Annotated in this window: 19 protein-coding genes and 1 tRNA gene; 9 read left to right on the top strand and 11 right to left on the bottom strand. The window is 70.9% G+C overall.

Going from position 1 to position 20,796, the window contains the following annotated elements; genetic code table 11:
- Positions 1–351: 351 nt before the first annotated feature.
- Positions 352–1,743: an NAD(P)/FAD-dependent oxidoreductase gene (locus ACLZN2_RS16245; protein WP_416979169.1), complete on the top strand. Its 1,392-nt coding sequence runs from the start codon at positions 352–354 to the stop codon at positions 1,741–1,743.
- Positions 1,744–2,039: 296 nt separating this feature from the next.
- The gene (locus tag ACLZN2_RS16250) at positions 2,040–3,329 is read left to right on the top strand and encodes a class I SAM-dependent methyltransferase (protein ID WP_416979170.1); all 1,290 of its coding nucleotides are present in this window, start codon (positions 2,040–2,042) and stop codon (positions 3,327–3,329) included.
- Positions 3,330–3,396: 67 nt separating this feature from the next.
- Here the strand turns inward: ACLZN2_RS16250 and ACLZN2_RS16255 are convergent, their stop codons facing one another.
- Both ACLZN2_RS16255 and ACLZN2_RS16260 read right to left on the bottom strand, forming a co-directional pair.
- Positions 3,397–5,925: an ABC transporter permease gene (locus ACLZN2_RS16255; protein ID WP_416979171.1), complete on the bottom strand. Its 2,529-nt coding sequence runs from the start codon at positions 5,923–5,925 to the stop codon at positions 3,397–3,399.
- Positions 5,925–6,695 (bottom strand): ABC transporter ATP-binding protein, encoded by a 771-nt coding sequence (locus ACLZN2_RS16260; protein WP_416979172.1) that lies wholly within the window; start codon positions 6,693–6,695, stop codon positions 5,925–5,927. The genes ACLZN2_RS16255 and ACLZN2_RS16260 overlap by 1 nt, the downstream gene beginning before the upstream one ends.
- Positions 6,696–7,159: 464 nt before the next feature.
- Here ACLZN2_RS16260 and ACLZN2_RS16265 point away from each other — a divergent pair.
- The 3 genes from ACLZN2_RS16265 to ACLZN2_RS16275 all read left to right on the top strand — a co-directional run bounded on the left by ACLZN2_RS16265 (position 7,160) and on the right by ACLZN2_RS16275 (position 9,688).
- Positions 7,160–7,243, top strand: a tRNA-Leu gene (locus tag ACLZN2_RS16265).
- Between the two features lie 165 nt (positions 7,244–7,408).
- Entirely contained in the window at positions 7,409–8,584 is a 1,176-nt protein-coding gene (locus ACLZN2_RS16270) for a 4-hydroxybenzoate 3-monooxygenase (protein ID WP_416979173.1), read from the top strand.
- Positions 8,585–8,785: 201 nt separating this feature from the next.
- On the top strand, positions 8,786–9,688 hold the full coding sequence (locus ACLZN2_RS16275; RefSeq protein WP_416979174.1) for a Bax inhibitor-1/YccA family membrane protein: 903 nt from the start codon (positions 8,786–8,788) through the stop codon (positions 9,686–9,688).
- 86 nt (positions 9,689–9,774) lie between these two features.
- Here ACLZN2_RS16275 and ACLZN2_RS16280 read toward each other — a convergent pair whose 3' ends face one another.
- Positions 9,775–10,002: a DUF4287 domain-containing protein gene (locus ACLZN2_RS16280; RefSeq protein ID WP_358991680.1), complete on the bottom strand. Its 228-nt coding sequence runs from the start codon at positions 10,000–10,002 to the stop codon at positions 9,775–9,777.
- 104 nt (positions 10,003–10,106) lie between these two features.
- Between ACLZN2_RS16280 and ACLZN2_RS16285 the strand changes: the two genes are divergently transcribed.
- The gene (locus tag ACLZN2_RS16285; RefSeq protein WP_416979175.1) at positions 10,107–10,418 is read left to right on the top strand and encodes a hypothetical protein; all 312 of its coding nucleotides are present in this window, start codon (positions 10,107–10,109) and stop codon (positions 10,416–10,418) included.
- Positions 10,419–10,511: 93 nt separating this feature from the next.
- Here ACLZN2_RS16285 and ACLZN2_RS16290 read toward each other — a convergent pair whose 3' ends face one another.
- From ACLZN2_RS16290 to ACLZN2_RS16300, 3 genes are all read right to left on the bottom strand, one after another.
- Positions 10,512–11,294: a hypothetical protein gene (locus ACLZN2_RS16290; RefSeq protein ID WP_416979236.1), complete on the bottom strand. Its 783-nt coding sequence runs from the start codon at positions 11,292–11,294 to the stop codon at positions 10,512–10,514.
- Between the two features lie 290 nt (positions 11,295–11,584).
- Positions 11,585–12,805 (bottom strand): acetyl-CoA C-acetyltransferase, encoded by a 1,221-nt coding sequence (locus tag ACLZN2_RS16295; RefSeq protein ID WP_416979176.1) that lies wholly within the window; start codon positions 12,803–12,805, stop codon positions 11,585–11,587.
- Positions 12,806–12,912: 107 nt separating this feature from the next.
- Complete coding sequence (locus ACLZN2_RS16300; protein ID WP_416979177.1) at positions 12,913–13,956, bottom strand: SGNH/GDSL hydrolase family protein; 1,044 nt, start codon at positions 13,954–13,956, stop codon at positions 12,913–12,915.
- 149 nt (positions 13,957–14,105) lie between these two features.
- Here ACLZN2_RS16300 and ACLZN2_RS16305 point away from each other — a divergent pair, with 149 nt between their 5' ends.
- Complete coding sequence (locus tag ACLZN2_RS16305) at positions 14,106–15,494, top strand: cystathionine beta-synthase (RefSeq protein ID WP_416979178.1); 1,389 nt, start codon at positions 14,106–14,108, stop codon at positions 15,492–15,494.
- 423 nt (positions 15,495–15,917) lie between these two features.
- Here the strand turns inward: ACLZN2_RS16305 and ACLZN2_RS16310 are convergent, their stop codons facing one another.
- Entirely contained in the window at positions 15,918–16,343 is a 426-nt protein-coding gene (locus ACLZN2_RS16310) for a hypothetical protein (protein WP_416979237.1), read from the bottom strand.
- Positions 16,344–16,504: 161 nt separating this feature from the next.
- On the opposite strand from ACLZN2_RS16310, the gene ACLZN2_RS16315 reads away from it, so the two are divergent.
- Positions 16,505–17,365, top strand: a complete 861-nt coding sequence (locus ACLZN2_RS16315) for a MurR/RpiR family transcriptional regulator (RefSeq protein WP_416979179.1) — start codon at positions 16,505–16,507, stop codon at positions 17,363–17,365.
- Positions 17,366–17,466: 101 nt separating this feature from the next.
- Positions 17,467–18,051: a hypothetical protein gene (locus ACLZN2_RS16320; RefSeq protein ID WP_416979180.1), complete on the top strand. Its 585-nt coding sequence runs from the start codon at positions 17,467–17,469 to the stop codon at positions 18,049–18,051.
- 72 nt (positions 18,052–18,123) lie between these two features.
- On the opposite strand, the gene ACLZN2_RS16325 is transcribed toward ACLZN2_RS16320, so the two are convergent.
- From ACLZN2_RS16325 to ACLZN2_RS16340, 4 genes are read right to left on the bottom strand one after another with little or no spacing between them, the layout of a single operon-like run.
- Positions 18,124–18,498, bottom strand: a complete 375-nt coding sequence (locus tag ACLZN2_RS16325; RefSeq protein WP_416979181.1) for a hypothetical protein — start codon at positions 18,496–18,498, stop codon at positions 18,124–18,126.
- Positions 18,474–19,052, bottom strand: coding sequence for a roadblock/LC7 domain-containing protein (locus ACLZN2_RS16330; protein WP_416979238.1), 579 nt, complete (start codon positions 19,050–19,052; stop codon positions 18,474–18,476). Before ACLZN2_RS16330 ends, ACLZN2_RS16325 begins: the two co-directional genes overlap by 25 nt.
- 34 nt (positions 19,053–19,086) lie before the next feature.
- Positions 19,087–20,043, bottom strand: a complete 957-nt coding sequence (locus ACLZN2_RS16335; protein ID WP_416979182.1) for a transcriptional regulator — start codon at positions 20,041–20,043, stop codon at positions 19,087–19,089.
- Complete coding sequence (locus tag ACLZN2_RS16340; protein WP_416979183.1) at positions 20,040–20,456, bottom strand: hypothetical protein; 417 nt, start codon at positions 20,454–20,456, stop codon at positions 20,040–20,042. The genes ACLZN2_RS16335 and ACLZN2_RS16340 overlap by 4 nt, the downstream gene beginning before the upstream one ends.
- Between the last annotated feature and the right edge of the window lie 340 nt (positions 20,457–20,796).

Genomic DNA, 20,796 nt, shown 5'->3' on the forward strand with positions numbered 1-20,796 from the left:
CCCGTCGGGAAAGTTCGTGAAGTTCTTCACAAGGAATTCGGCCCTGGTGAGGGACGAATGAAGGCCGGTTGACCCTTCCGGGGGGCCGACACCTGTGTGAACATGTTCAAAAGAGGCGCGCGCGGACGTTTCGAGGAGACGCTCGGGGGGTGTGTTTCCGACCCCTCACCCCACCGCCGCACACCCGGAGAGGCAGCTCACGCGGCATTGACAACGCCTCGCCCTACACGCCGGTTCCCCCTCCGCGCCATGACGTGGATCACGTGGGTCGCGGAGGATAACACACACCCTCCCGGAGCTTGTGAAGGGGCGCACGAGCGACCCCCCTGGGGCGGGTGGATACTCGATGCCATGAGCACCACGGAGCGTCCCAGGATCCTCGTAGTAGGCGGTGGGTACGTAGGCCTGTACGCAGCTCGGCGCATCCTCAAGAAGATGCGCTACGGCGAGGCGACCGTCACGGTCGTCGACCCCCGGTCGTACATGACCTACCAGCCCTTCCTCCCCGAAACCGCCGCCGGCAACATCTCCCCGCGCCATGTCGTCGTCCCGCTGCGACGCGTGCTGCCCAAGGCGGAGGTCCTCACCGGCCGGGTCACCACCATCGACCAGGACCGCAAGGTCGCAACGATCGCCCCGCTGGTCGGCGAGGCGTACGAGCTGCCCTTCGACTACCTGGTGATCGCGCTCGGCGCGGTCTCCCGCACCTTCCCGATCCCCGGCCTCGCCGAGCAGGGCATCGGCATGAAGGGCGTCGAGGAGGCCATCGGCCTGCGCAACCACGTCCTCGAGCAGCTCGACAAGGCCGACTCCACCACCGACGAGGAGATCCGCCGCAAGGCGCTCACCTTCGTCTTCATCGGCGGCGGTTTCGCCGGCGCGGAGACCATCGGTGAGGTCGAGGACATGGCCCGGGACGCGGCCAAGTACTACAAGACGGTGTCCCGCGAGGACATGCGGTTCATCCTCGTCGACGCCGCCGACAAGATCCTGCCCGAGGTCGGCCCCAAGCTCGGCCAGTACGGCAAGGAGCACCTCGAGGCCCGTGGCGTGGAGATCTACCTCTCCACCTCCATGGACTCCTGCGTCGGCGGCCACGTCGTGCTGAAGAACGGCCTCGAGGTCGACTCCAACACGATCGTGTGGACCGCAGGCGTCAAGCCGAACCCGGTCCTTGCCCGCTACGGCCTCCCGCTCGGCCCCCGCGGTCACGTCGACACCGCCCCGACCCTCCAGGTCCAGGGCACCGACTACATCTGGGCCGCCGGCGACAACGCCCAGGTCCCGGACGTCGCCGCCCGCAAGGCCGGCGTCGAGAACGCCTGGTGCCCGCCGAACGCCCAGCACGCGCTGCGCCAGGCCAGGGTCCTCGGCGACAACGTGGTCTCCGGCATGCGGGGCTTCCCGCAGAAGGAGTACGCGCACTCCAACAAGGGCGCGGTGGCCGGTCTCGGCCTCCACAAGGGCGTCGCGATGATCGTCATGGGCAAGATGAAGATCAAGCTCAAGGGCCGTCTCGCCTGGTACATGCACCGTGGCTATCACGGTCTGGCGATGCCGACCTGGAACCGCAAGATCCGCGTCTTCGCCGACTGGACCCTCGGTATGTTCCTCAAGCGCGAGGTCGTCGCCCTCGGCGCCCTGGAGTCCCCGCGCGAGGAGTTCTACGAGGCCGCCAAGCCGGCCCCCGCCCCGGCCCAGGCCGCGGCCAAGCCGGAGAGCGAGAAGGCCAAGGCCTCCTGACCTCCGTCTGACAGCACAGCCCGAAGGGGCCGTCCGCCATCCGTGGTGCGGGCGGCCCCTTCGGCGTTCCGCGTCGCGGAGCAAGCGCCCGGCAACACCGGAGCAACGGCCACCCGGAACCAGGAACGCCCGCTTCCGCTCTCTGCCTGTGCCATGTGACCTCGGGCATGTGACATCGGGGGGAGTTTGCCCAGCCGTGACGCGCGTGGGGGACTGCTTCCGGGCGCACCAGGTGTTTACGTGGAAACAGGACAGTCCGGGATCAGTCCGGGATCACCGTCACGGAGGTGTGCTTCATGACCCACGCCGCGCCGCGGCTCCACGCCCTCGTCGAACAGTTGCTGGGAGCTCCGCTCCCGGTGCGCGTCCGCGCCTGGGACGGTTCGCAGGCGGGTCCGCCCGACGCGCCCACCCTGGTGGTACGCAACCGAAGAGCGCTGCGCCGACTGCTCTTCAAACCCGGTGAGCTGGGGCTCGCCCGCGCCTGGGTCGCCGGGGACCTGGAGATCGAGGGCGATCTGTACCGCACGCTCGACCTGCTCTCGGGGCTCGTCTGGGAGCGCGGAGAGGACGCCCGCGGCCTCGCCCAGGCCCTGCGCGACCCCCAGTTCCGCGCGGCCGCCCTGGGGCTGCTGAAGATGGCGGGCCTCCCGCTGCCGCCCGCCCCGCCGCGCGAGGAGGTGCGCCGCACCCGGCACCACCACACCCGCCACACCGACCGGCAGGCCATCAGCCACCACTACGACGTCGGCAACGACTTCTACGAGATCGTCCTCGGCCCGTCCATGGTGTACTCCTGCGCCTACTGGCCCGCCCCCGACAGCACCCTCGAAGAGGCCCAGCGCGACAAGCTCGAACTCGTCTGCCGCAAACTCGGCCTGAAGCCGGGTCAGCGCCTCCTCGACGTCGGCTGCGGCTGGGGCTCCCTGGCGATGCACGCGGCCCGCGAGCACGGGGTACACGTCGTCGGGATCACCCTCTCCCAGGAGCAGGCGGCCTACGCCCGCAAGCGCGTCGCCGACGCCGGGCTCACCGACCGCGTCGAGATCCGGGTGCAGGACTACCGGGACGTCACCGACGGGCCGTACGACGCGATCTCCTCGATCGGGATGGCCGAGCACGTGGGCGCGGAGAAGTACCTGGAGTACGCGGACAGCTTGTACGCGCTGCTCGTGCCCGGCGGGCTGCTGCTCAACCACCAGATCGCCCGCCGGCCCGAGCGCGACGAGTCCGCCTACCACATCGACGAGTTCATCGACGCCTACGTCTTCCCCGACGGCGAGCTCGCCCCCCTCGGCACCACCGTCACCCAGCTCGAACGCGTCGGCTTCGAGGTCCGGGACGTGGAGTCCATCCGCGAGCACTACGCTCTCACCCTGCGGCAGTGGGTCGCCCGCCTGGAGGACGACTGGCAGCGCGCCGTACGGCTCACCGGCCCTGGCCGGGCCCGCGTCTGGCGGCTGTACATGGCCGCCTGTGCCGTCGCCTTCGAACGCAACCGCATCGGCGTCAACCAGGTCCTCGCCGTCCGCACCCCCGACTCCGGTGAGTCCGGGATGCCACTGCGCAGCCGTACCTGGAACTGAGCGCCCGAGCGCATGAAGAAGGGGCACCGTGCCAAGAAGACACGGTGCCCCTTCCGGCTGTCGGCCGCTACTCCGACTTGATCGCCGCCAGCATGTTCAGCCGGGACGCCCTGCGGGCCGGCCACAGCGCCGCGAGGACACCCACGCCCGCGGCCAGCAGCAGGAACACGGCCATCCGGTCCCACGGCAGGACGAGTTCGTACGTGTCCATCGTCGTGCCGAGCAGCTCACCGGCGGCCCAGCCGAAGAACACGCCCAGGCCGATGCCGAGCACCCCGCCGAACAGGGAGATGACGAGGGACTCCAGACGGACCATCCGCTTGACCGCGCGGCGGTCCAGGCCGATCGCCCGCAGCATGCCGATCTCCTGCGAGCGCTCGAACACCGACATCGCCAGCGTGTTGATCACTCCGAGGACCGCGACGATCACGGCCATGGCGAGCAGGCCGTAGAGCATGTTCAGCATCAGCGTGAACATCTGCGCGATGGAGTCGGACAGGTCCTGCTTGCTCTGCACCCGGATGGCGGGGTTGGAGCCGAGGGCCTTCTCCAGCCGGTCCTTGGTCGCGTCCGAGGCGCCGCCCGAGGTCTTGACCATGACCTGCATGTCGTCCGGGGCGTCCTGGTGCGGGGCGAGCGTCGCGGTGTCCAGCAGGATCCCGCGGAACAGCTCGTTGGCCCGGTAGACCCCGGAGACGGTCAGCTGCTCCTTGGCGCCGTCCTCGTACGCCACCTTGAACGTCGCACCGGCCTTCCAGCCGAACGACTTCGCGGTGTCCTCGTCGACGACGACCTTCGTGCCGCCCACCTCGAACGTGCCGTCGTCGAGCGGCAGGTCGGTCAGCTCGCCGAAGGCGGGGCCGTTCACGGCGGTGATGTCCTCGGTGGTGTCGTCGATCCGGGCCAGCGCGTTGCGCATCGGGCTGGTGGTGGTCACTCCGTCGGTCGACGTCAGCTTCTTCTCGACGTCGGGGGAGAGCGAGTTGCCGTTCGCCATCGACACGATGTAGTCGGCGCGGATCGCCGAGGACGCCATCTTGTCGATCGACTTCTGCAGACTGCCCGCCATCACCGTCATCCCGGTGATCAGGGTCAGGCCGATCATCAGCGCGGAGGCGGTGGCGGCCGTACGGCGCGGGTTGCGCACCGAGTTCTGCCGGGCCAGCTTGCCGGAGACCCTGAAGATCCGCATGACCGGCGCGGCGGCCGCGATCAGCGGGCGGGACAGCAGCGGGGTCAGGATGAACACGCCGATGATCAGCAGGACCGCGCCGACGCCCATGGGGGCCTGGCCGTCCGAACCGCTCAGCGTGGTCGCGTACAGGACGGTCGCGACGCCCGCCCCCGCGAACAGCGCGCCCAGCGTGTTGCGCAGCACCAGCGACTTGGTGGTCGCCTTGGCGTGCAGGCTGCTCATCGCGGCGACCGGCGGGATCTTCGCGGCGCGGCGGCCGGGCAGCCAGGCGGCCAGCACGGTGATGACCACGCCGACGGCGAACGAGGCGGCGACCGTGCCGGCCGAGACGATCAGCGGGCCGTCGGGGACGGACGCCCCCAGGGTGCTGACGAGCGTGCGCAGTCCGGCGCCGATGCCGATGCCGACCACCAGCCCGGTCGCGCCGGCCACCACGCCCACCACGAACGCCTCGATCAGCACCGACCGGGTCACCTGGCGGCGTGAGGCGCCGACCGCGCGCATCAGCGCCAGCTCCTTGGTGCGCTGGGCGACCAGCATGGTGAAGGTGTTGGCGATGATGAACGTACCGACGAACAGCGCGATCCCGGCGAACACCAGCAGGCCCCGCTTCAGACCGCTCATCGAGGACGCGATGAACTCGGCCTGCTGGTCGGCGAGTTCCTTCCCGGTCTCGGTGTCGACCTGGTTCCGCGGCAGCGCGGCGTCCAGAGCCCTGCGCAGCTCGCTCTGCGAGGTGCCGGCGGCGGCCTTCACATCGATCTCGTCGTACGTGCCCGCCTTGCCGAACAACTCCTGTGCGGTCGCGGTGTCGAACAGGGCGAGGCTGCCGCCGGCCGCGACATTGCCGTCGTCGGTGCTGAAGATGCCGGAGACGGTGGGTGTGAGCACCGGGCCGTCGACGGAGAGCCGCAGACGGTCGCCGACCTCGTAGCCGGTGCGCTCGGCGGTCTTCCGGTCGAGGGCGACCTGGTCGGCGCCCCGCGGCGCCTTGCCCTCCTCGAGGGGGTAGCGGGGGTCGTCGGTGCCCCAGTAGTTGCCGCCCCGGGACTGGAAGCCGTCACCGACGAGCTTGCCGTCCTTGTCGGCGACGGCGGTGAAGCCGGTGACGACGCCGATGGCGGACGCGGCACCGGGCACCTCGGCGCTCTTCTTCCGCAGGGCCTCGGTCAGGTCGGGCGTCTCGACGATCCGGTCGCCGACGTCCGGCTGGGACTGGGCGGTGACGGCGACGTCGACCTGGTCGAAGCCCTTGGCGGAGCTGTTCTGCAGGGCGTTGGACAGCGTGTTGGTGAAGACGAGCGTCCCGGAGACGAAGGCCACGCCGAGCATCACGGCGAGCACGGTCATCAGGAGGCGGGCCTTGTGCGCGAGGACGTTGCGCAGGGCGGTGCGGAACATCAGCTGGTACGGCCCTTCGCGTCGAACGCCTTCATACGGTCGAGGACGGAGTCGGCCGTCGGGCGGTGCATCTCGTCCACGATCCGCCCGTCCGCGAGGAACACCACCCGGTCCGCGTACGCCGCCGCCACCGGGTCGTGGGTCACCATCACCACCGTCTGGCCCAGCTCCCGCACGGAGTTGCGCAGGAAGCCCAGCACCTCGGCGCCGGAGCGGGAGTCGAGGTTCCCGGTCGGCTCGTCGCCGAAGATGATGTCGGGCCGGGAGGCCAGGGCGCGGGCGACGGCGACGCGCTGCTGCTGACCGCCGGAGAGCTGGGAGGGGCGGTGACCCAGCCGGTCCTTCAGCCCCACCATCCGGATGACCGTCTCCAGCCACTCCTTGTCCGGTTTCCGCCCCGCGATGTCCATCGGGAGGGTGATGTTCTCCAGGGCGGTCAGCGTCGGCAGCAGGTTGAACGCCTGGAAGATGAACCCGATCTTGTCCCGGCGGAGTTTGGTGAGCTGCTTGTCCTTCAGCGAGCCGAGCTCCGTCTCACCGATGCGCACGGAGCCCGAGGAGAAGGTGTCGAGGCCGGCCACACAGTGCATCAGGGTGGACTTGCCGGAGCCGGAGGGGCCCATGATCGCGGTGAACTCGGCCTGCCGGAAGTCGACGGACACCCGGTCCAGGGCGACCACCTGGGTCTCACCCTGCCCGTAGATCTTCGACAGGTCCGTGGCACGTGCGGCCACGGCGGTGGTCCGTTCGGCGAGGGGGCTGGTGGTCACGGAAAGGCGCTCCTGTCGGGACGATGGGGTGGGTGCCCCGGGGACGGGTGTCCTGGGGACCCGAACCATCGTTCCGGTGCTCGGCGGCCGTGTAGTCAGTCGTTGTTCCGGTTCTGAAGGCAGACTTCGGTCGGACCGCGGGCCGCCGACTCATACCTGGGTATGACAACCGTCCGGGGGAGACGAGGGGGAGACGAGGGGGAGGCGGGGGAGACGCGAGGGAGACGCGAGGGTGACCATTCGTCAAGAACCGGTGGAGCAACCTCGTTCGGGCGGTGAAATTCCGTCATTCCGCATGCGCAAGCGGTTGCCGCGCGCCAGGCTACTGGCAAGTGCGGATGGCCAGTTCCAGGTGCTGATGCTCCCTCAGACGTCAATAAAATAAGACAACATCGGTCCACTCTTCCGCTGTTCGGGGGACGGATCCCGATAGGGTCGGAAGCTCAACGCGGAGCCCAAGGCCTGCCCAGATGGTGGAATGCAGACACGGCGAGCTTAAACCTCGCTGCCCCTTCGCGGGCGTGCCGGTTCAAGTCCGGCTCTGGGCACTTCCGACACCTCGTCGACGGCTGCACCGTTCATTGAGGCGTTGACCGCCGCGTCCCCATCGTTGACACCGGGTGCACCCGGGCGCAGACTCACATTCGGCAAAAGTGAAGAAAATTTCACTGGACGAACAACGTGAACGCACCCGCTGTCTGAAGGGAAGCCCGATGCGCACCACCGTCGGCATCATCGGCGCCGGCCCGGCCGGCCTCCTCCTCGCCCGCCTGCTCCACAACGCCGGTATCGACTCCGTCGTCCTGGAGAGCCGCGACCGGGCCTACGTCGAGCACCGCCAGCGTGCCGGGATCCTGGAACAGGGCACGGTGGACGTACTGCGCGCGGCCGGCGCCGGGGAGCGCATGGACCGCGAGGGACTGCGCCACGACGGCATCGAGCTGCGCTACGACAAGAAGCGCCACCGCGTCGACTTCCCCGCCCTCACCGGCGGCCGTTCCGTGATGGTCTACGCCCAGACCGAGGTCTGCAAGGACCTCATCGCCCTCCAGCTGAAGGAGGGCGGTCCGCTGCTGTTCGAGGCCGAGGCGCTGGCCGTGGAGGGCGCCGACACCGACAGCCCGCGCGTCCGCTTCCGGCACGAGGGCGTCGAGGACGTCCTGGAGTGCGACTACGTCGTCGGTTGCGACGGCTTCTGGGGCATCGCGCGAAAGGCGATCCCGGCGGAGCTCACCCGGGTGTTCGAACGGACGTACACCTTCGGCTGGCTCGGCATCCTCGCCGACGTACCGCCCTCGCACGACGAGCTGGTCTACGCCCGCCACGACCGCGGCTTCGCCCTGCTGTCCATGCGCTCCCCGTCCGTCTCCCGCCTCTACCTCCAGGTCCCCGAGGGCACCGACGCCGAGAGCTGGGGCGACGAGGAGATCTGGGACGAGCTGGAGCGCCGCTTCGAGACCGAGGACGGCTGGCGGCTCGAACGCGGGCCGATCACCCAGAAGTCCGTCACCCCCATGCGGTCGTACGTCCACGAGCCCATGCGGCACGGCCGGCTCTTCCTCGCCGGCGACGCCGCCCACATCGTCCCGCCGACCGGCGCCAAGGGGCTGAATCTGGCCGTCGGGGACGTCGTCACCTTCGCGCGGGCACTGTCGTACGAGAAGGAGACCGGGTCGGCCGAACTGCTCGACGCGTACTCGGAGACCTGTCTCGGCCGGGTCTGGCAGGCCGAGCGGTTCTCGTACGACATGACGACCCTGCTGCACCGCGCTCCCGACGCCACCCCCTTCGAGGACCGCCTCCAACTGGCCCGGCTGGAGCGGATCGCCTCCTCGCGCGCCGCCGAGACCGACCTGGCCGAGGGGTACACCGGGTTCCCGTTCGGGTGAACGACCGGTTGATCTCCGGCCGGTTCCGGCCAGGTCGCAGCTTGGTCATGAATGAGGGCCCGCCGCACCGGGAATCGGCCCGCCGCGTAGCGTGTTGCGCAGCATGACGAGGGAAAGATCCTCCCCAAGCACTAGGGTCAATCCTTTGCCTACCTATTACTCTTGAGCCAAGGCCGCGCAGTGTGGCCATGGAGGAGTGAAATGAGGAGCAGAAACCCGGTCTTCTCGCGACGGGGGTTCAGCCGCGACAACGGCTACGCGGGCTTCAACGCGACGCCGCAGGCCGGGGGACCCGCTGTCGGCACGCAGGCCAACCCGTACGCGCAGGGCAACCCGTACGCCCAGCAGGCGGGCAACCCCTACGCGCAGAACCCCTACGCCCAGCAGGTGGGCGCCCCGCCGCAGGCCCCGGTCACCCCGGGCGCCATGACCATGGACGACGTCGTCGCGCGCACCGCGACCACGCTCGGCACCGTGATCGTCACGGCGGTCCTGTCCTGGCTGCTGCTGCCCGTCGACGAGGCCAACCTCGGCAAGTCCTACGGCATCGCCGTCGGCGCCGGCCTGGTCGCGATGGTGCTGGCGTTCATCCAGTCCTTCAAGCGCCGCCCGGCCCCCGCGCTGATCCTGTCGTACGCCGCCCTCGAGGGCGTCTTCCTCGGCGTGATCTCGTCCACGGTGTCCACGTACATCGCGGACGGCGTGGTCGCCCAGGCGGTCCTCGGCACCATGGCGGTCTTCGCCGGAGTGCTCGTGGCGTACAAGGCGGGCTGGATCCGCGTCAACCGCCGCTTCTACGGCTTCGTGATGGCCGCGGCGCTCGGCTTCGTCCTCCTGATGGCCGTGAACCTGCTGTTCACCGTCTTCGGCGGCGGTGACGGCCTCGGCTTCCGCAGCGGTGGCCTCGGCATCGTGTTCGGCATCATCGGCATCATCCTGGGTGCCTGCTTCCTCGCCCTGGACTTCAAGCAGGTCGAGGACGGCATCGCCTACGGCGCCCCGCGCGAGGAGGCCTGGCTCGCCGCCTTCGGCCTCACGCTGACGCTGGTCTGGATCTACATGGAGTTCCTGCGACTGCTGGCGATCCTCAACCAGAGCGACTGAGAAGTCAGTCGTATGGCGTGAAAGGGCCCCGGGGGTTTCCCCGGGGCCCTTACGTCTGCCGGTGAGCTGTCCTGCCGGTGTGCGCGCTAGGCGAATTTGCGCGCGGCCCTCCTCAGTTCGTACTCGTGGATGATCGCCTTGGCGTGGCCGTACGCGAGGTTGTGCTCGTGGCGCAGCCAGCTGACCTTCTCCTCGAAGCGGAGAGCGGGGCCTTCGTCGACGGTGCGCAGCCAGTCGGAGACTTCACGGCCGGTGCAGTGGGGGATACGGGCGAGCAGATTGCGGTGGGTCTCCTCGGAGAGGACATGGGACATCGGCGCCTCCGGTTGCAAAGGGGATGTAAGCCGGTCCTTCAGGTCACGGTGCCTGAGCGTTCGCCTGTTGGCAACAGTCCGGGTGCGACGCGTACGCTCACGACGTGGTGGATACGACGTCTCTGACCCGTGCGGTGGATCACTTCGCCGATCGTTTGCGCGCCGCCCCGCAGAGCCGGCTGCAGCGGGGAGCTGCCGCTGAGGCGCTGGGACTGGCCCGGGAGTTGGCCAGATGGGCGCAGCGCGTCGAGGAGCCCGGGGTGGAGCCTCGGGAGATGCCGGATGCGGGGATGTTCGCCGCGGCTGATCAGATCACCGTGGCTGTGCATGATCTGGCCGTTGTGCTGAGTAGTGAGGCCGATGTGAGTGAAGCGGTGCGGCTTGTTGAGGAGGCGCAGAAGCGGGCGGGGGTTTGAGGGCGCGTCGGCGGGTGCGGGTGCCATGTGGCTTGTCGCGCAGTTCCCCGCGCCCCTAGGTGGGTGCAGTCCCCTGCGACGTAAGGGAAGCCGTCAGAGGCTCGCTATGACCCTGTCCGCCAGGATGTAGACGTTCTCCTCGCCGCAGGCGAACGTCAGGGTGTACGCGCCCGAGATGCCCGAGCCGCCCAGCAGGAACGGGGTTTCTCCTGCCGTGAGGGCGGCGGCCAGGCGGTCGGCCGTTTCGCGGTGGCCCGGGGTCATGCACAGGGTGGTGCCGTCGGCGAAGACGTAGACGTCGAGGGTGCCGAGGGGGCCCGGGCGGACGTCGGTCAGTTCGGTGCGGGACTCGGCCAGTTCCTCCAGGGTGGCCACCGTGCGCTCATGGTCGTTGGCGACCGGTGACTGGACCGGGACGAAGTCAGGGTGGGACGGGTGGCGGCGACGGGCCGCGGCCAGTTCGGGGGAGTCCCCGGCGAACTCGTCGGCGTCCGCGGTCGGCTCGGCCACCGGCTCCAGCGGCTCCAGGCCCACGAAGTCGGCCTGACGGGGCAGGAACAGCTCGCTGTCCGGCAGGCCCAGCAGGGAGGGGGCGTCGGAGGCGTCTCGGGCCTCCTGGGCGGCCCAGAAGGCGCGCGCCTCGGCCAGCTCCCGCTCCCGCTCCTCCGCGAGCGCCTCGGCCACCGCGGCGCGTATCTCGGCGGTGTCCGTGGTGCTGCGGGCGGCCGGTACGAAGCCCCGCCGCTCAGCCGCGAGGTTCTCGGCGAGCTGGGTGTGCAGGGCGGCGACCTGCCGGCGCAGCTGCATGACGGTGCGCAGGACGGCGACGCCCACGGCGCCCGTGGCGGCCGTGGTGACCAGCAAGGCGATCGGCATGGCGCTCACTGACGTACTCCCGGTTCAAAGTCGACCCCCGACTTCCTACATCAGCTTGAAGGGCGGACTATCCAGCTGTCAGTGCGTAACGTCACGAAACGGACAGGAAATTGGCCCTGGGGTTTGGCGGCGAGCGGCCCTGATCTGCGTAAATCCCCGACAGAGGGAGATAGGTCACATCCTGGGGGAGATTGGATCACAGAACGGCCCGGAGTCCAGGGGTTTCCCGGACTCCGGGCCATGACGTGACGGCAGGTGCTGAAACGGTTACGCAGAGACTCCCGACGGAATCAGCTGAGGCGCTCGATGACCATCGCCATGCCCTGGCCGCCGCCGACGCACATCGTCTCCAGGCCGAACTGCTTGTCGTGGAACTGGAGGGAGTTGATGAGCGTGCCGGTGATCCGGGCGCCCGTCATGCCGAAGGGGTGGCCGACGGCGATGGCGCCGCCGTTGACGTTCAGCCTGTCGAGGTCGATGCCCAGGTCGCGGTAGGAGGGGATCACCTGCGCGGCGAACGCCTCGTTGATCTCGACCAGGTCGATGTCGTCGATCGTCAGGCCGGCGCGGCTCAGGGCCTGCTTCGACGCCTCGACCGGGCCGAGGCCCATGATCTCGGGGGAGAGGCCGGAGACGCCGGTGGACACGATCCGGGCGAGCGGGGTCAGGCCCAGCTCGCGGGCCTTGGTGTCGGACATGATGACGACCGCGGCGGCGCCGTCGTTGAGCGGGCAGCAGTTGCCGGCCGTGACCAGGCCGTCGGGGCGGAAGACCGGCTTCAGGCCCGCCACGGCCTCCAGGGTGACGCCGGCGCGCGGGCCGTCGTCCTTGCTGACCACCGTGCCGTCGGGCAGGGTCACCGGGGTGATCTCGCGCTCCCAGAAGCCGTTCTTGATGGCCTCCTCGGCGAGATTCTGCGAGCGGACGCCGAACTCGTCCATGTCCTGGCGGGTGACGCCCTTGGCGCGGGCCAGGTTTTCCGCGGTCTGCCCCATCGCGATGTAGGGGTCGGGGATCAGGCCGTCCTCGCGCGGGTCGTGCCAGGTGGAGCCCTCCTGCGAGGCCGTCGCGACGGTGCGGGCCTCGGCCTCGGCGAAGAGGGGGTTCTTGGTGTCCGGGAGGCCGTCGGAGCTGCCCTTGGCGAACCGGGAGACCATCTCGACACCGGCCGAGATGAAGACGTCGCCCTCGCCGGCCTTGATGGCGTGCAGGGCCATGCGGGAGGTCTGGAGCGACGAGGAACAGTAACGGGTGATCGTGCAGCCCGGCAGGTGGTCCATGCCCATCTGCACGGCGACGATCCGGCCCAGGTTGTAGCCCTGCTCGCCGCCGGGCAGGCCGCAGCCGAGCATCAGGTCGTCGATGTCCCTCGGGTCCAGCCCGGGGACCTTCGCCAGGGCGGCCTGGATGATCGTGGCGGTGAGGTCGTCCGGGCGCAGGTCCTTCAGAGAGCCCTTGACGGCGCGGCCGATCGGGGAGCGGGCGGTCGAGACGATGACGGCTTCGGGCATCACGGCTCCATTGGCGGAAGGGGTTCGTACGGGCACGGCTGCTTGGGAAGTTACCTGTCCGTACTCTCGCGGTCACCGGTGTCGTGGTGTGACCCTGGCCGCACTTTCTAAGCGCTTGCTTGGTTCGGGGCCGGCTCGGTCGGCTCCGTCTCCTCGACCCTCCTCCTACGGCGTCGCTTCAGCAAGGCCCAGGGGCCCCGCGGGCCCGTCGGCATCGCTGCCGTGACCTCGGTGCCGGCCTCCGAGGCGGCCTCCGCCGCGGCGCGGGCCACCGGCAGGAAGCCCTCGCGGCGGGAGACGTCCGGGCGTTCCTCGTCCGCCGGCCACAGGCCGAGGGCGGCGCACAGGGTGGGCAGGACGGCCATCGCGGCGGTCGCGTACCCCTCCGCGGAGGGGTGGAAGTGGTCGGGGCCGAACAATTCCCGGGGGTTCTCCTCGAACTCGGGGCCGAGCAGGTCGCCCAGCGACACGGTGCGGCCGCCCTGTTCGATCACGCCGATCGTCTGGGCGGCCGCCAGCTGACGGGAGGCTCGTCGGGCCAGCCAGCGCAGGGGCTGCGGGACCGGCTCGATCGTGCCGAGGTCGGGACAGGTGCCGACGACCACCTCCGCGCCGGCCGTGCGCAGCCGTCGTACCGCCGCCGAGAGATGACGCACCGAGCGGGTCGGCGGCATGCGCTGGGTGACGTCGTTCGCGCCGATCATGATCACGCAGATGTCGGGCACCTGGTCGGAACCGAGGATCAGCGCGACCTGACGGTCGAGGTCGTCGGACCGGGCGCCGGGCAGCGAGACGTTGCGCAGCTCCACCGGGCGCTCCGCGACCGCAGCGAGACCGGACGCGAGCAGCGCGCCCGGGGTCTGGCCGGAGCGGTGGACGCCCTGGCCGGCCGCCGTGGAGTCACCGAGCAGCACGAGCCTGAGGGGCTGCGCGGCCGGGGCGCCGGGAGCGTCGTATGTACGGCCGTAGCGACCGTCGGCGTGCGGGACCCGGGGGTGCTCGCCGCCTCCGTTCACGTGCCGCCGGGCCAGCCGCGCCTCCGCCAGCAGCAGTCCCACGACCGCCGCACCGGCCAGGCCGATACCGCCGCCGCCGTAGGCCGCGCCGGCCGCGATGCGCCGGGCCACTCTCGCCCTCGACATGCTCGTCATGCCTCGACGCCACCTCCTCGTGTCCGTACACCCACTCCTTGCCCCGTACGGACCGTCGGCCAATCTCGACGGGGAGTGAACCTCGCGGACGGGCCGTAGGCTGGCGTAACCACTACGACCACTGTTTTTGCAAGCAACCGGAGACAACGGTGCGATTCCACGACTCGATGATCAGCCTCGTCGGCAACACCCCGCTGGTGAGGCTCAACAGCGTGACCCAGGGCATCCAGGCCACCGTTCTGGCCAAGGTCGAGTACTTCAACCCGGGCGGTTCCGTGAAGGACCGCATCGCCCTGCGCATGATCGAGGCCGCCGAGCAGAGCGGGGAGCTCAAGCCGGGCGGCACGATCGTCGAGCCGACCAGTGGGAACACCGGCGTCGGGCTGGCCATCGTGGCGCAGCAGAAGGGGTACAAGTGCATCTTCGTGTGCCCCGACAAGGTGAGCACCGACAAGATCAACGTGCTGCGGGCGTACGGCGCGGAGGTCGTCGTCTGCCCGACCGCCGTGGACCCCGAGCACCCGGACTCCTACTACAACGTCTCCGACCGGCTGGTGCGTGAGACGCCCGGCGCCTGGAAGCCGGACCAGTACTCCAACCCCAACAACCCGCTCTCCCACTACCACTCCACCGGCCCGGAGCTGTGGGAGCAGACGGAAGGGAAGATCACGCACTTCGTGGCGGGCGTGGGCACCGGTGGGACCATCTCCGGCACCGGGCGCTATCTGAAGGACGCCAGCGACGGCCGCGTCCAGGTCGTCGGCGCCGACCCCGAGGGGTCCGTCTACTCGGGCGGCTCCGGGCGGCCGTACCTGGTCGAGGGCGTCGGTGAGGACTTCTGGCCGACCGCCTACGACCGGACCGTCGCCGACGAGATCGTCGCGGTCTCCGACAAGGACTCCTTCCAGATGACCCGCCGCCTGGCCAAGGAGGAGGGGCTCCTCGTCGGCGGCTCCTGCGGCATGGCCGTGGTCGCCGCGCTGCGGGTCGCCGAGCGGCTCGGGCCCGACGACGTGGTGGTCGTGCTGCTGCCGGACAGCGGCCGCGGGTACCTCTCGAAGATCTTCAACGACGAGTGGATGGCCGACTACGGCTTCCTGGAGGACGAGGGCCCGTCCGCCCGCGTCGGTGACGTCCTGAGCGACAAGGAGCACGGCGCCATGCCCTCCCTCGTCCACATGCACCCGGACGAGACGGTCGGTCAGGCCATCGAGGTGCTGCGCGAGTACGGCGTCTCGCAGATGCCGATCGTGAAGCCGGGCGCCGGTCACCCGGACGTCATGGCGGCGGAGGTCGTCGGCTCGGTCGTCGAACGCGAGCTGCTCGACGCGCTGTTCACCCAGCGGGCCTCCCTCTCCGACCCGCTGGAGAAGCACATGTCCGCCCCGCTGCCGCAGGTCGGCTCCGGTGAACCGGTCGGCGACCTGATGTCCGTGCTCGGCAACGCGGACGCCGCGATCGTCCTCGTCGAGGGCAAGCCCACCGGTGTGGTCAGCCGTCAGGACCTGCTGGCCTTCCTGGCCAAGGGCGGTAAGTGACCGCGAACGTCCGGTGAACTGCCGGTGCCGGAGCCGAAGTTCCGTTTACCTACCGAAGCGGTGGACTTCGCGGAAGTGGTACGAGCGCGTCACGTCCGCGCAGCACACGCTTAACACGGGTCCGGCACATTAGTGGGTGTCGGCAGGGCGGGAGCGGCTCCCCGCCCAGGCCGGCAACCGAACGGCGTCACGGACCTCCGGAGCGGCTCCCGGACCTCCACCGACGCCTAGGACGCGCAGCCCGGCCTGACCCGGCCCGCGTCCCTCGCGGGGACCGCCGTCGTCCCGCCCCCCGGCAACGGGGGTGCGGCGGTCCCCGCGCACACACCCCTTTGCGCCTAAACCGGCGCCGCTCTCGCGGATGTGGTTGCTCGCCGTCGTGGTTTCTCAATTGATGGTTGCGGCCGTCTTCGGTTTTCGACGTCAGCCCTCCCAGTCGCTGTCCTGGGATGCGCGGCGTTGGCCCCGGAACAGGCCGGGGTTGCTGCGGGCGGCCTGGACGGCGTTGACGCCGACGATGCCCAGCCAGGTGACGATCAGTCCGGGCAGATGCGCGGTGCCCGCGCCGATCGCGGACAGCGGGACCGCCAGCACCAGCGACACGATGCCGAAGCCGAACCGTTCCCCCCAGGAGTCCGTGGCCCTCGGGGAGCGGGAGTCACGGGCCGTCGCCGTCTGCGCCTCCGCGAACCCCCGGCGCACCCGGCGCTCCACCGCGGCGTCGATACGCTGCTCGACCTTCTCCAGGAAGGAGTCCACCAGCGCGGACTCGTACTCCTCGCCCAGCTCCCTGCGGGTCTGCAAAGTGGCGTCGAGTTCCTTCTTCAGGTCGCTGTCGCGCGCGTCCATGGTGGTCTCCCATCCCGTCATGAACATCCACGGTAGGGAGCCTGGGCCGGGGCCGCACTGGGGGTATCCCCCCTGTCCGGAGTCGGGTTCGGCCGCTTGCCCGGCTGTATGGAGTCATGCAGAGTGCTGGGTAGCTGAATGGTGCGAGGGGGGAGCGGGGCATGAGTGCGGAGACCGACATGGGCGTGGTGGACACTCCCGCCGGACGGCTGCAGGCGCTCTTCGAGGGGCACCGGCTGACGCCGACCCAGCGGCGCATCGCCCACAGCATGGTGCGGCGCGCCGCCGACGTGCCGTTCCTCTCCAGCGTCGAACTGGCCGAGCTGGCCGGGGTCAGCCAGCCCTCCGTGACCCGGTTCGCCGTCGCCCTCGGCTTCGACGGCTACCCCGCCCTGCGCAGACATCTGCGCGAGGTCGCACCCGCCGAACAGCCGGCCGGCTCGGCGTCGTACAACGCGTACCAGCAGGCCGTCGAGGCCGAGATCGAGAACCTGCGGCATCTCGCCGAACTGCTCGCCGACCCGCGCCCGGTGCACAGGGCCGGGCGGCTGCTGGCCGCCTCGCGGCCCCTTCCGGTGCTGGGCCTGCGGGCCGCCGCCTCCCAGGCGTACGGCTTCGCGTACTTCGCCGCCAAGGTCCACCCGGACGTACGGCTGCTCAACGAGGGCGGCACGATGATCCAGGACCGGATCGACGCCGCCGTACGGGCCGGTGCCACCGCGCTGCTGTGCTTCGCGCTGCCCCGGCATCCGCGCGAGGTCCTGGACGCGCTGACCTTCGCGAAGGAGGCGGGGCTGACCGTCGTCACGGTCGCCGACTCCGCGTTCGCGCCGGTCGCCAAGGTCTCCGACCTGCTGCTGCCCGCCGCCGTCGGCACCGGGCTCGCCTTCGACACGGCGTGCGCGCCGATGCTGCTGGGCCGGGTCCTGCTGGAGGCCATGTGCGACGACCTGCCCGAGGCGCAGGCCCGCCTGGAGGAGTTCGACGCACGGGCGGCGGCCCGCGGGCTGTTCGTCGAGTAGCCCGGGTCAGCCCCGGAGGGGCTGCTCTCAGACTCGTCTCACGTTCGCTCTCTAGTCTGAGCGGCCAACGACAACTGTGCCGGAGTGACGAGGAGGCGGACGTGGCACGCGGAGGTCAGGGGCTGGCCCGGGTGGCCGTCGTCGTACGGGCCGGGGCCGCACCGCTGTGGTGGTGCGGGGTGTTCGCGGCGGGGGTCGGCGTCCTGCCGTCCGGTTTCACCGGCCGCCGGATCGGGGTCATGGCGGGGGCCGCGCTGTTCATCGTGGCGGCGGCCGTGGTGGCGCTGTACGGCCGTAAGCGCTACACCGCGCTCGCGGGCGGTGCCGCCCGGGCCGGCAAGCACGATGTGCTCCAGGACCGGGCGGTCACCGTCCGCACCTGGCGACGCGGCCACCGCTGGTGGCTGCTGCTCGCCTTCGCGGCCGCGCTGGGCAGTTCCTTCGCCGTGCCCGCCGCCGTCGGCATGCTGCTCGCCGGCTGCGGCACCGGGCTCCGGCTGAAGGCCGCCTGGCTCGGGCGGCGCGAGCGGGCCGGGGACGCGCTGCTGTGGGTGCGCGTCGACTGGCTCGGCCGGTACGGCGGCCGTCCGGCCGGAAAGGCCGTCAAGGCGTACCGCGGCACCGGCCTCGGGGCCGGCGACGCGGCCCCGGGCGGAGCCCGCCGCCACACCCCCTCCTACGCCTGAGCGCTCCGCTGGGTCCAGTGCGTCACCTGCGGTGCAGCCCCGCGCCCCCTTGAGGCGGGCCCAGGGCAGGTCCTAGACCTCCAGGTCCTCCTCGATCTTGCGGAGCTGGTGGCGGGCCATCGCGAGGTTGGCCCGCTTGGAGTCCAGGACGAGGTACAGGAAGAGCCCGTTGCCGCCGCGCCCGCTGATCAGCCGGATCAGGTGGTACTGGTCGGACAGCGTGATCAGGATGTCCTCGATCTGGGCCTTCAGCCCGAGGTGCTCCATGGTGCGCATCTTGGCGCGCACCACGTCGGTGTTGCCGGCGGCGGCCACGTTCAGGTCGAAGCTCTTGCTGCCGCCCATCGTGCCCAGCGCCATGCCGCTGGTGTAGTCGACGAGCGCGGCGGCCGTCGCGCCCTCGATGGAGGAGAGCGCCTCTTTCAGTGCGGTTTCGGTGTTGGCCATGACGTGTTCCTCGGTTCCTCTCGACTTTCCGTGGTGGTGCGCGCGTCCGTGGTGGTGTCGCGCGCCGATCTGGTCCACAGGGGTGCGGCGGCGGGCCTGGCCGGAGTCCGCACGGGGGGCTGCGCCGGCGGTTTCGCGGGCAGCGCCTTCGGCTCGCGGGCCCGCTCCTCGCGCGCCTTCGCCTCGTGCGCGTCGACGAGCTCCCCGATCCGGACCGCGGCCCGGCGCCCCTCCAGGTGCAGCCGGCCGACGTTGACGCGGTCCTGTGCGAGCACCGTCAGCACGGCGTGGCCGCCCGCCGCGTACGTGGCGACATAGCCGTACCGCCCGCGCACGAGCAGCTCGCGCAGATCGCCCTGGCCTGTGCTGTCCGTCAGCCGTACGGCGACGCCGAGGGCGGCGGCGGTCAGCGCGGCCACCCCCTCCGGCTCCACGCCGGGCGTGTCGTGGGCGAGGACGAGGCCGTCCACTCCGGCCGCCAACGCGCCCGTCAACTGCGGCACCCGGGCCCGCAGCCGGCGGAGCTCCTCGAGGATCTCGGGCCCGGCGGCCATCAGCTCGCCCCGCCGGTCGCGCGGTCGCTGCCGCTCAAAGGGCCTCCAGCGCATCTCTGAGCCTCTTCAGCAAGGTGATGTCGGGATCGTTGACACGGGGCAGAGAGGTGCTTGGCGGGGGATGGGCGGTGGGGGGCGTACCGGCTGAGCCCGGCGCCTCCGTTCCGCCGGGGCCGCCCGCCGTACCCGGTGCTCCCGCCGCTCCCGCCTCTCCCGTCGGGAAGTACGGAGGGGGCGGCGGCGGTGGCGGCGATGGCGGGAACAGCGCGGTCAACAGACCCGCCGCGGCCAGCCGGCGGACGTCCACCAGGGTGTGGAACGCCTGCCGGCCCAGCTCCCGGGCGATGTCCGACGCCGTGCGCACCCCGTCCACCAGCGCCAGTACGGCCCGCTGCCGCGCGGTCGGCGCCGGTGCGGCGAACACCTCGGCCCGCGCCAGCGGCGCCCCGTCGGCCAGCGGGTCCGGCCACAGCCGGTCCAGCAGCTCGCGGCGGCGCAGCGTCTCGCGCTCCAGCGCGCCCACCGGCACCGGCCACAGCCCGCCGAGCGGATGCCCGGCGCCGTAACGGAAGCGGCCGGGGGCGCTGCTGGGGGCGAGCGCGAAGTACGCCGCGTCGTACAGCGCCGCCAGATGGCACAGCTCCAGCGCGCCGCGCGGGATCCGGTCGGCGTCCAGGAGCAGCCGCAGCGCGCCGTGCTCCGCGTCGGCCCGGTCCAGCGCCTGCTGCCAGGAGACGCCGTCGAGCGTGCCGTGGGTCAGGAGGAGCACGTCGAGGCCCGGGGCGAGCGGGCTCTCGGCGTGCACCACACGGCCCTCGGCGAGGTAGAGCGAGCCGCGCTCGCGCTCCAGGACGCCGGTGGCCCGCTCGGCGGCGAGCCGGTTCAGCATGGGCGACAGCCGGCCTCCCCCCTCCCGGGCCGTCGACCTCTCCCGCACGGGCAGCCGGGGCGGTGGGGTCGTGCCCTTCGGTGTCGTCTCCACGAGCGTCATCCCAGCACCAGCCGTCCGGCCATCTCGCCCAGCCGGATCCGGGCCAGCGCGAGATTGCCGTCCGACCGGCCCAGCCACACGTGCAGGAAGACACTGCTGTCGAAGGACGTCGGTACGAACCGCAGCAGGTGGTAACTGTCCCGGTTGCTGATGATCAGGTCCTCCACCGGAGGATCGGCCGCCCCCTCCGCGTCACCCTCGTGACCGGCGTCGTAGCCCTCGGGGGCGAACGCCCGCTGCTCGGCCGTGAGCCGCGCGACCTCGGCGGCCTCGGCCGCGGCCGCCTCGTGGTCGCCGCCCGGGAAATCCCCGACGGCGCCCAGCGCCAGCCCGCTGGTCCAGTCGACCAGCGCTGCTCCCCGGGCCCCGGGCAGCCGCATGGCCTCCAGTAGGCACTCGTCGATTCCGGGCACCGTTCGACTCCCCTCCCGCCCGCGGTTCGGATGAGTGAGGGAGACGCTACGCAACGTATGCGCCAGGGGTGAGCGATCCGGCATTTTCCGGCGGAACATGCCGCCGACTGACTAGGGTGGGTCGGCTGGCCCCGTTTAGGGGTGCGACGCCCCATGCGTCCCTATCAACACTCTGGCCACGGTTTACGTCAACGGCGCGCGCGGCCGCCCGGGGTGGTGAACGAGACTCCGCGCGCCCCTCCCTTCGCGTCGCGCGTCCCTCTCCTGTCCCTCTCTTGCGTCCCGCCCGTCCCTTCTCTTGCGTCCCGTCCGTCCCTTTCCGGGTTTCGCGCCCTTTCCG

Source organism: Streptomyces sp. T028, assembly GCF_048159505.1.
Lineage (GTDB): Bacteria > Actinomycetota > Actinomycetes > Streptomycetales > Streptomycetaceae > Streptomyces.

Coding starts and splice junctions, on each gene's coding strand:
- ACLZN2_RS16245 (WP_416979169.1), top strand. CDS start 352: ATGAGCACCACGGAGCGTCCCAGGATCCTCGTAGTAGGCGGTGGGTAC.
- ACLZN2_RS16250 (WP_416979170.1), top strand. CDS start 2,040: ATGACCCACGCCGCGCCGCGGCTCCACGCCCTCGTCGAACAGTTGCTG.
- ACLZN2_RS16255 (WP_416979171.1), bottom strand. CDS start 5,925: ATGTTCCGCACCGCCCTGCGCAACGTCCTCGCGCACAAGGCCCGCCTC.
- ACLZN2_RS16270 (WP_416979173.1), top strand. CDS start 7,409: ATGCGCACCACCGTCGGCATCATCGGCGCCGGCCCGGCCGGCCTCCTC.
- ACLZN2_RS16275 (WP_416979174.1), top strand. CDS start 8,786: ATGAGGAGCAGAAACCCGGTCTTCTCGCGACGGGGGTTCAGCCGCGAC.
- ACLZN2_RS16280 (WP_358991680.1), bottom strand. CDS start 10,002: ATGTCCCATGTCCTCTCCGAGGAGACCCACCGCAATCTGCTCGCCCGT.
- ACLZN2_RS16290 (WP_416979236.1), bottom strand. CDS start 11,294: ATGCCGATCGCCTTGCTGGTCACCACGGCCGCCACGGGCGCCGTGGGC.
- ACLZN2_RS16295 (WP_416979176.1), bottom strand. CDS start 12,805: ATGCCCGAAGCCGTCATCGTCTCGACCGCCCGCTCCCCGATCGGCCGC.
- ACLZN2_RS16300 (WP_416979177.1), bottom strand. CDS start 13,956: ATGACGAGCATGTCGAGGGCGAGAGTGGCCCGGCGCATCGCGGCCGGC.
- ACLZN2_RS16310 (WP_416979237.1), bottom strand. CDS start 16,343: ATGGACGCGCGCGACAGCGACCTGAAGAAGGAACTCGACGCCACTTTG.
- ACLZN2_RS16315 (WP_416979179.1), top strand. CDS start 16,505: ATGAGTGCGGAGACCGACATGGGCGTGGTGGACACTCCCGCCGGACGG.
- ACLZN2_RS16325 (WP_416979181.1), bottom strand. CDS start 18,498: ATGGCCAACACCGAAACCGCACTGAAAGAGGCGCTCTCCTCCATCGAG.
- ACLZN2_RS16330 (WP_416979238.1), bottom strand. CDS start 19,052: ATGGCCGCCGGGCCCGAGATCCTCGAGGAGCTCCGCCGGCTGCGGGCC.
- ACLZN2_RS16335 (WP_416979182.1), bottom strand. CDS start 20,043: ATGACGCTCGTGGAGACGACACCGAAGGGCACGACCCCACCGCCCCGG.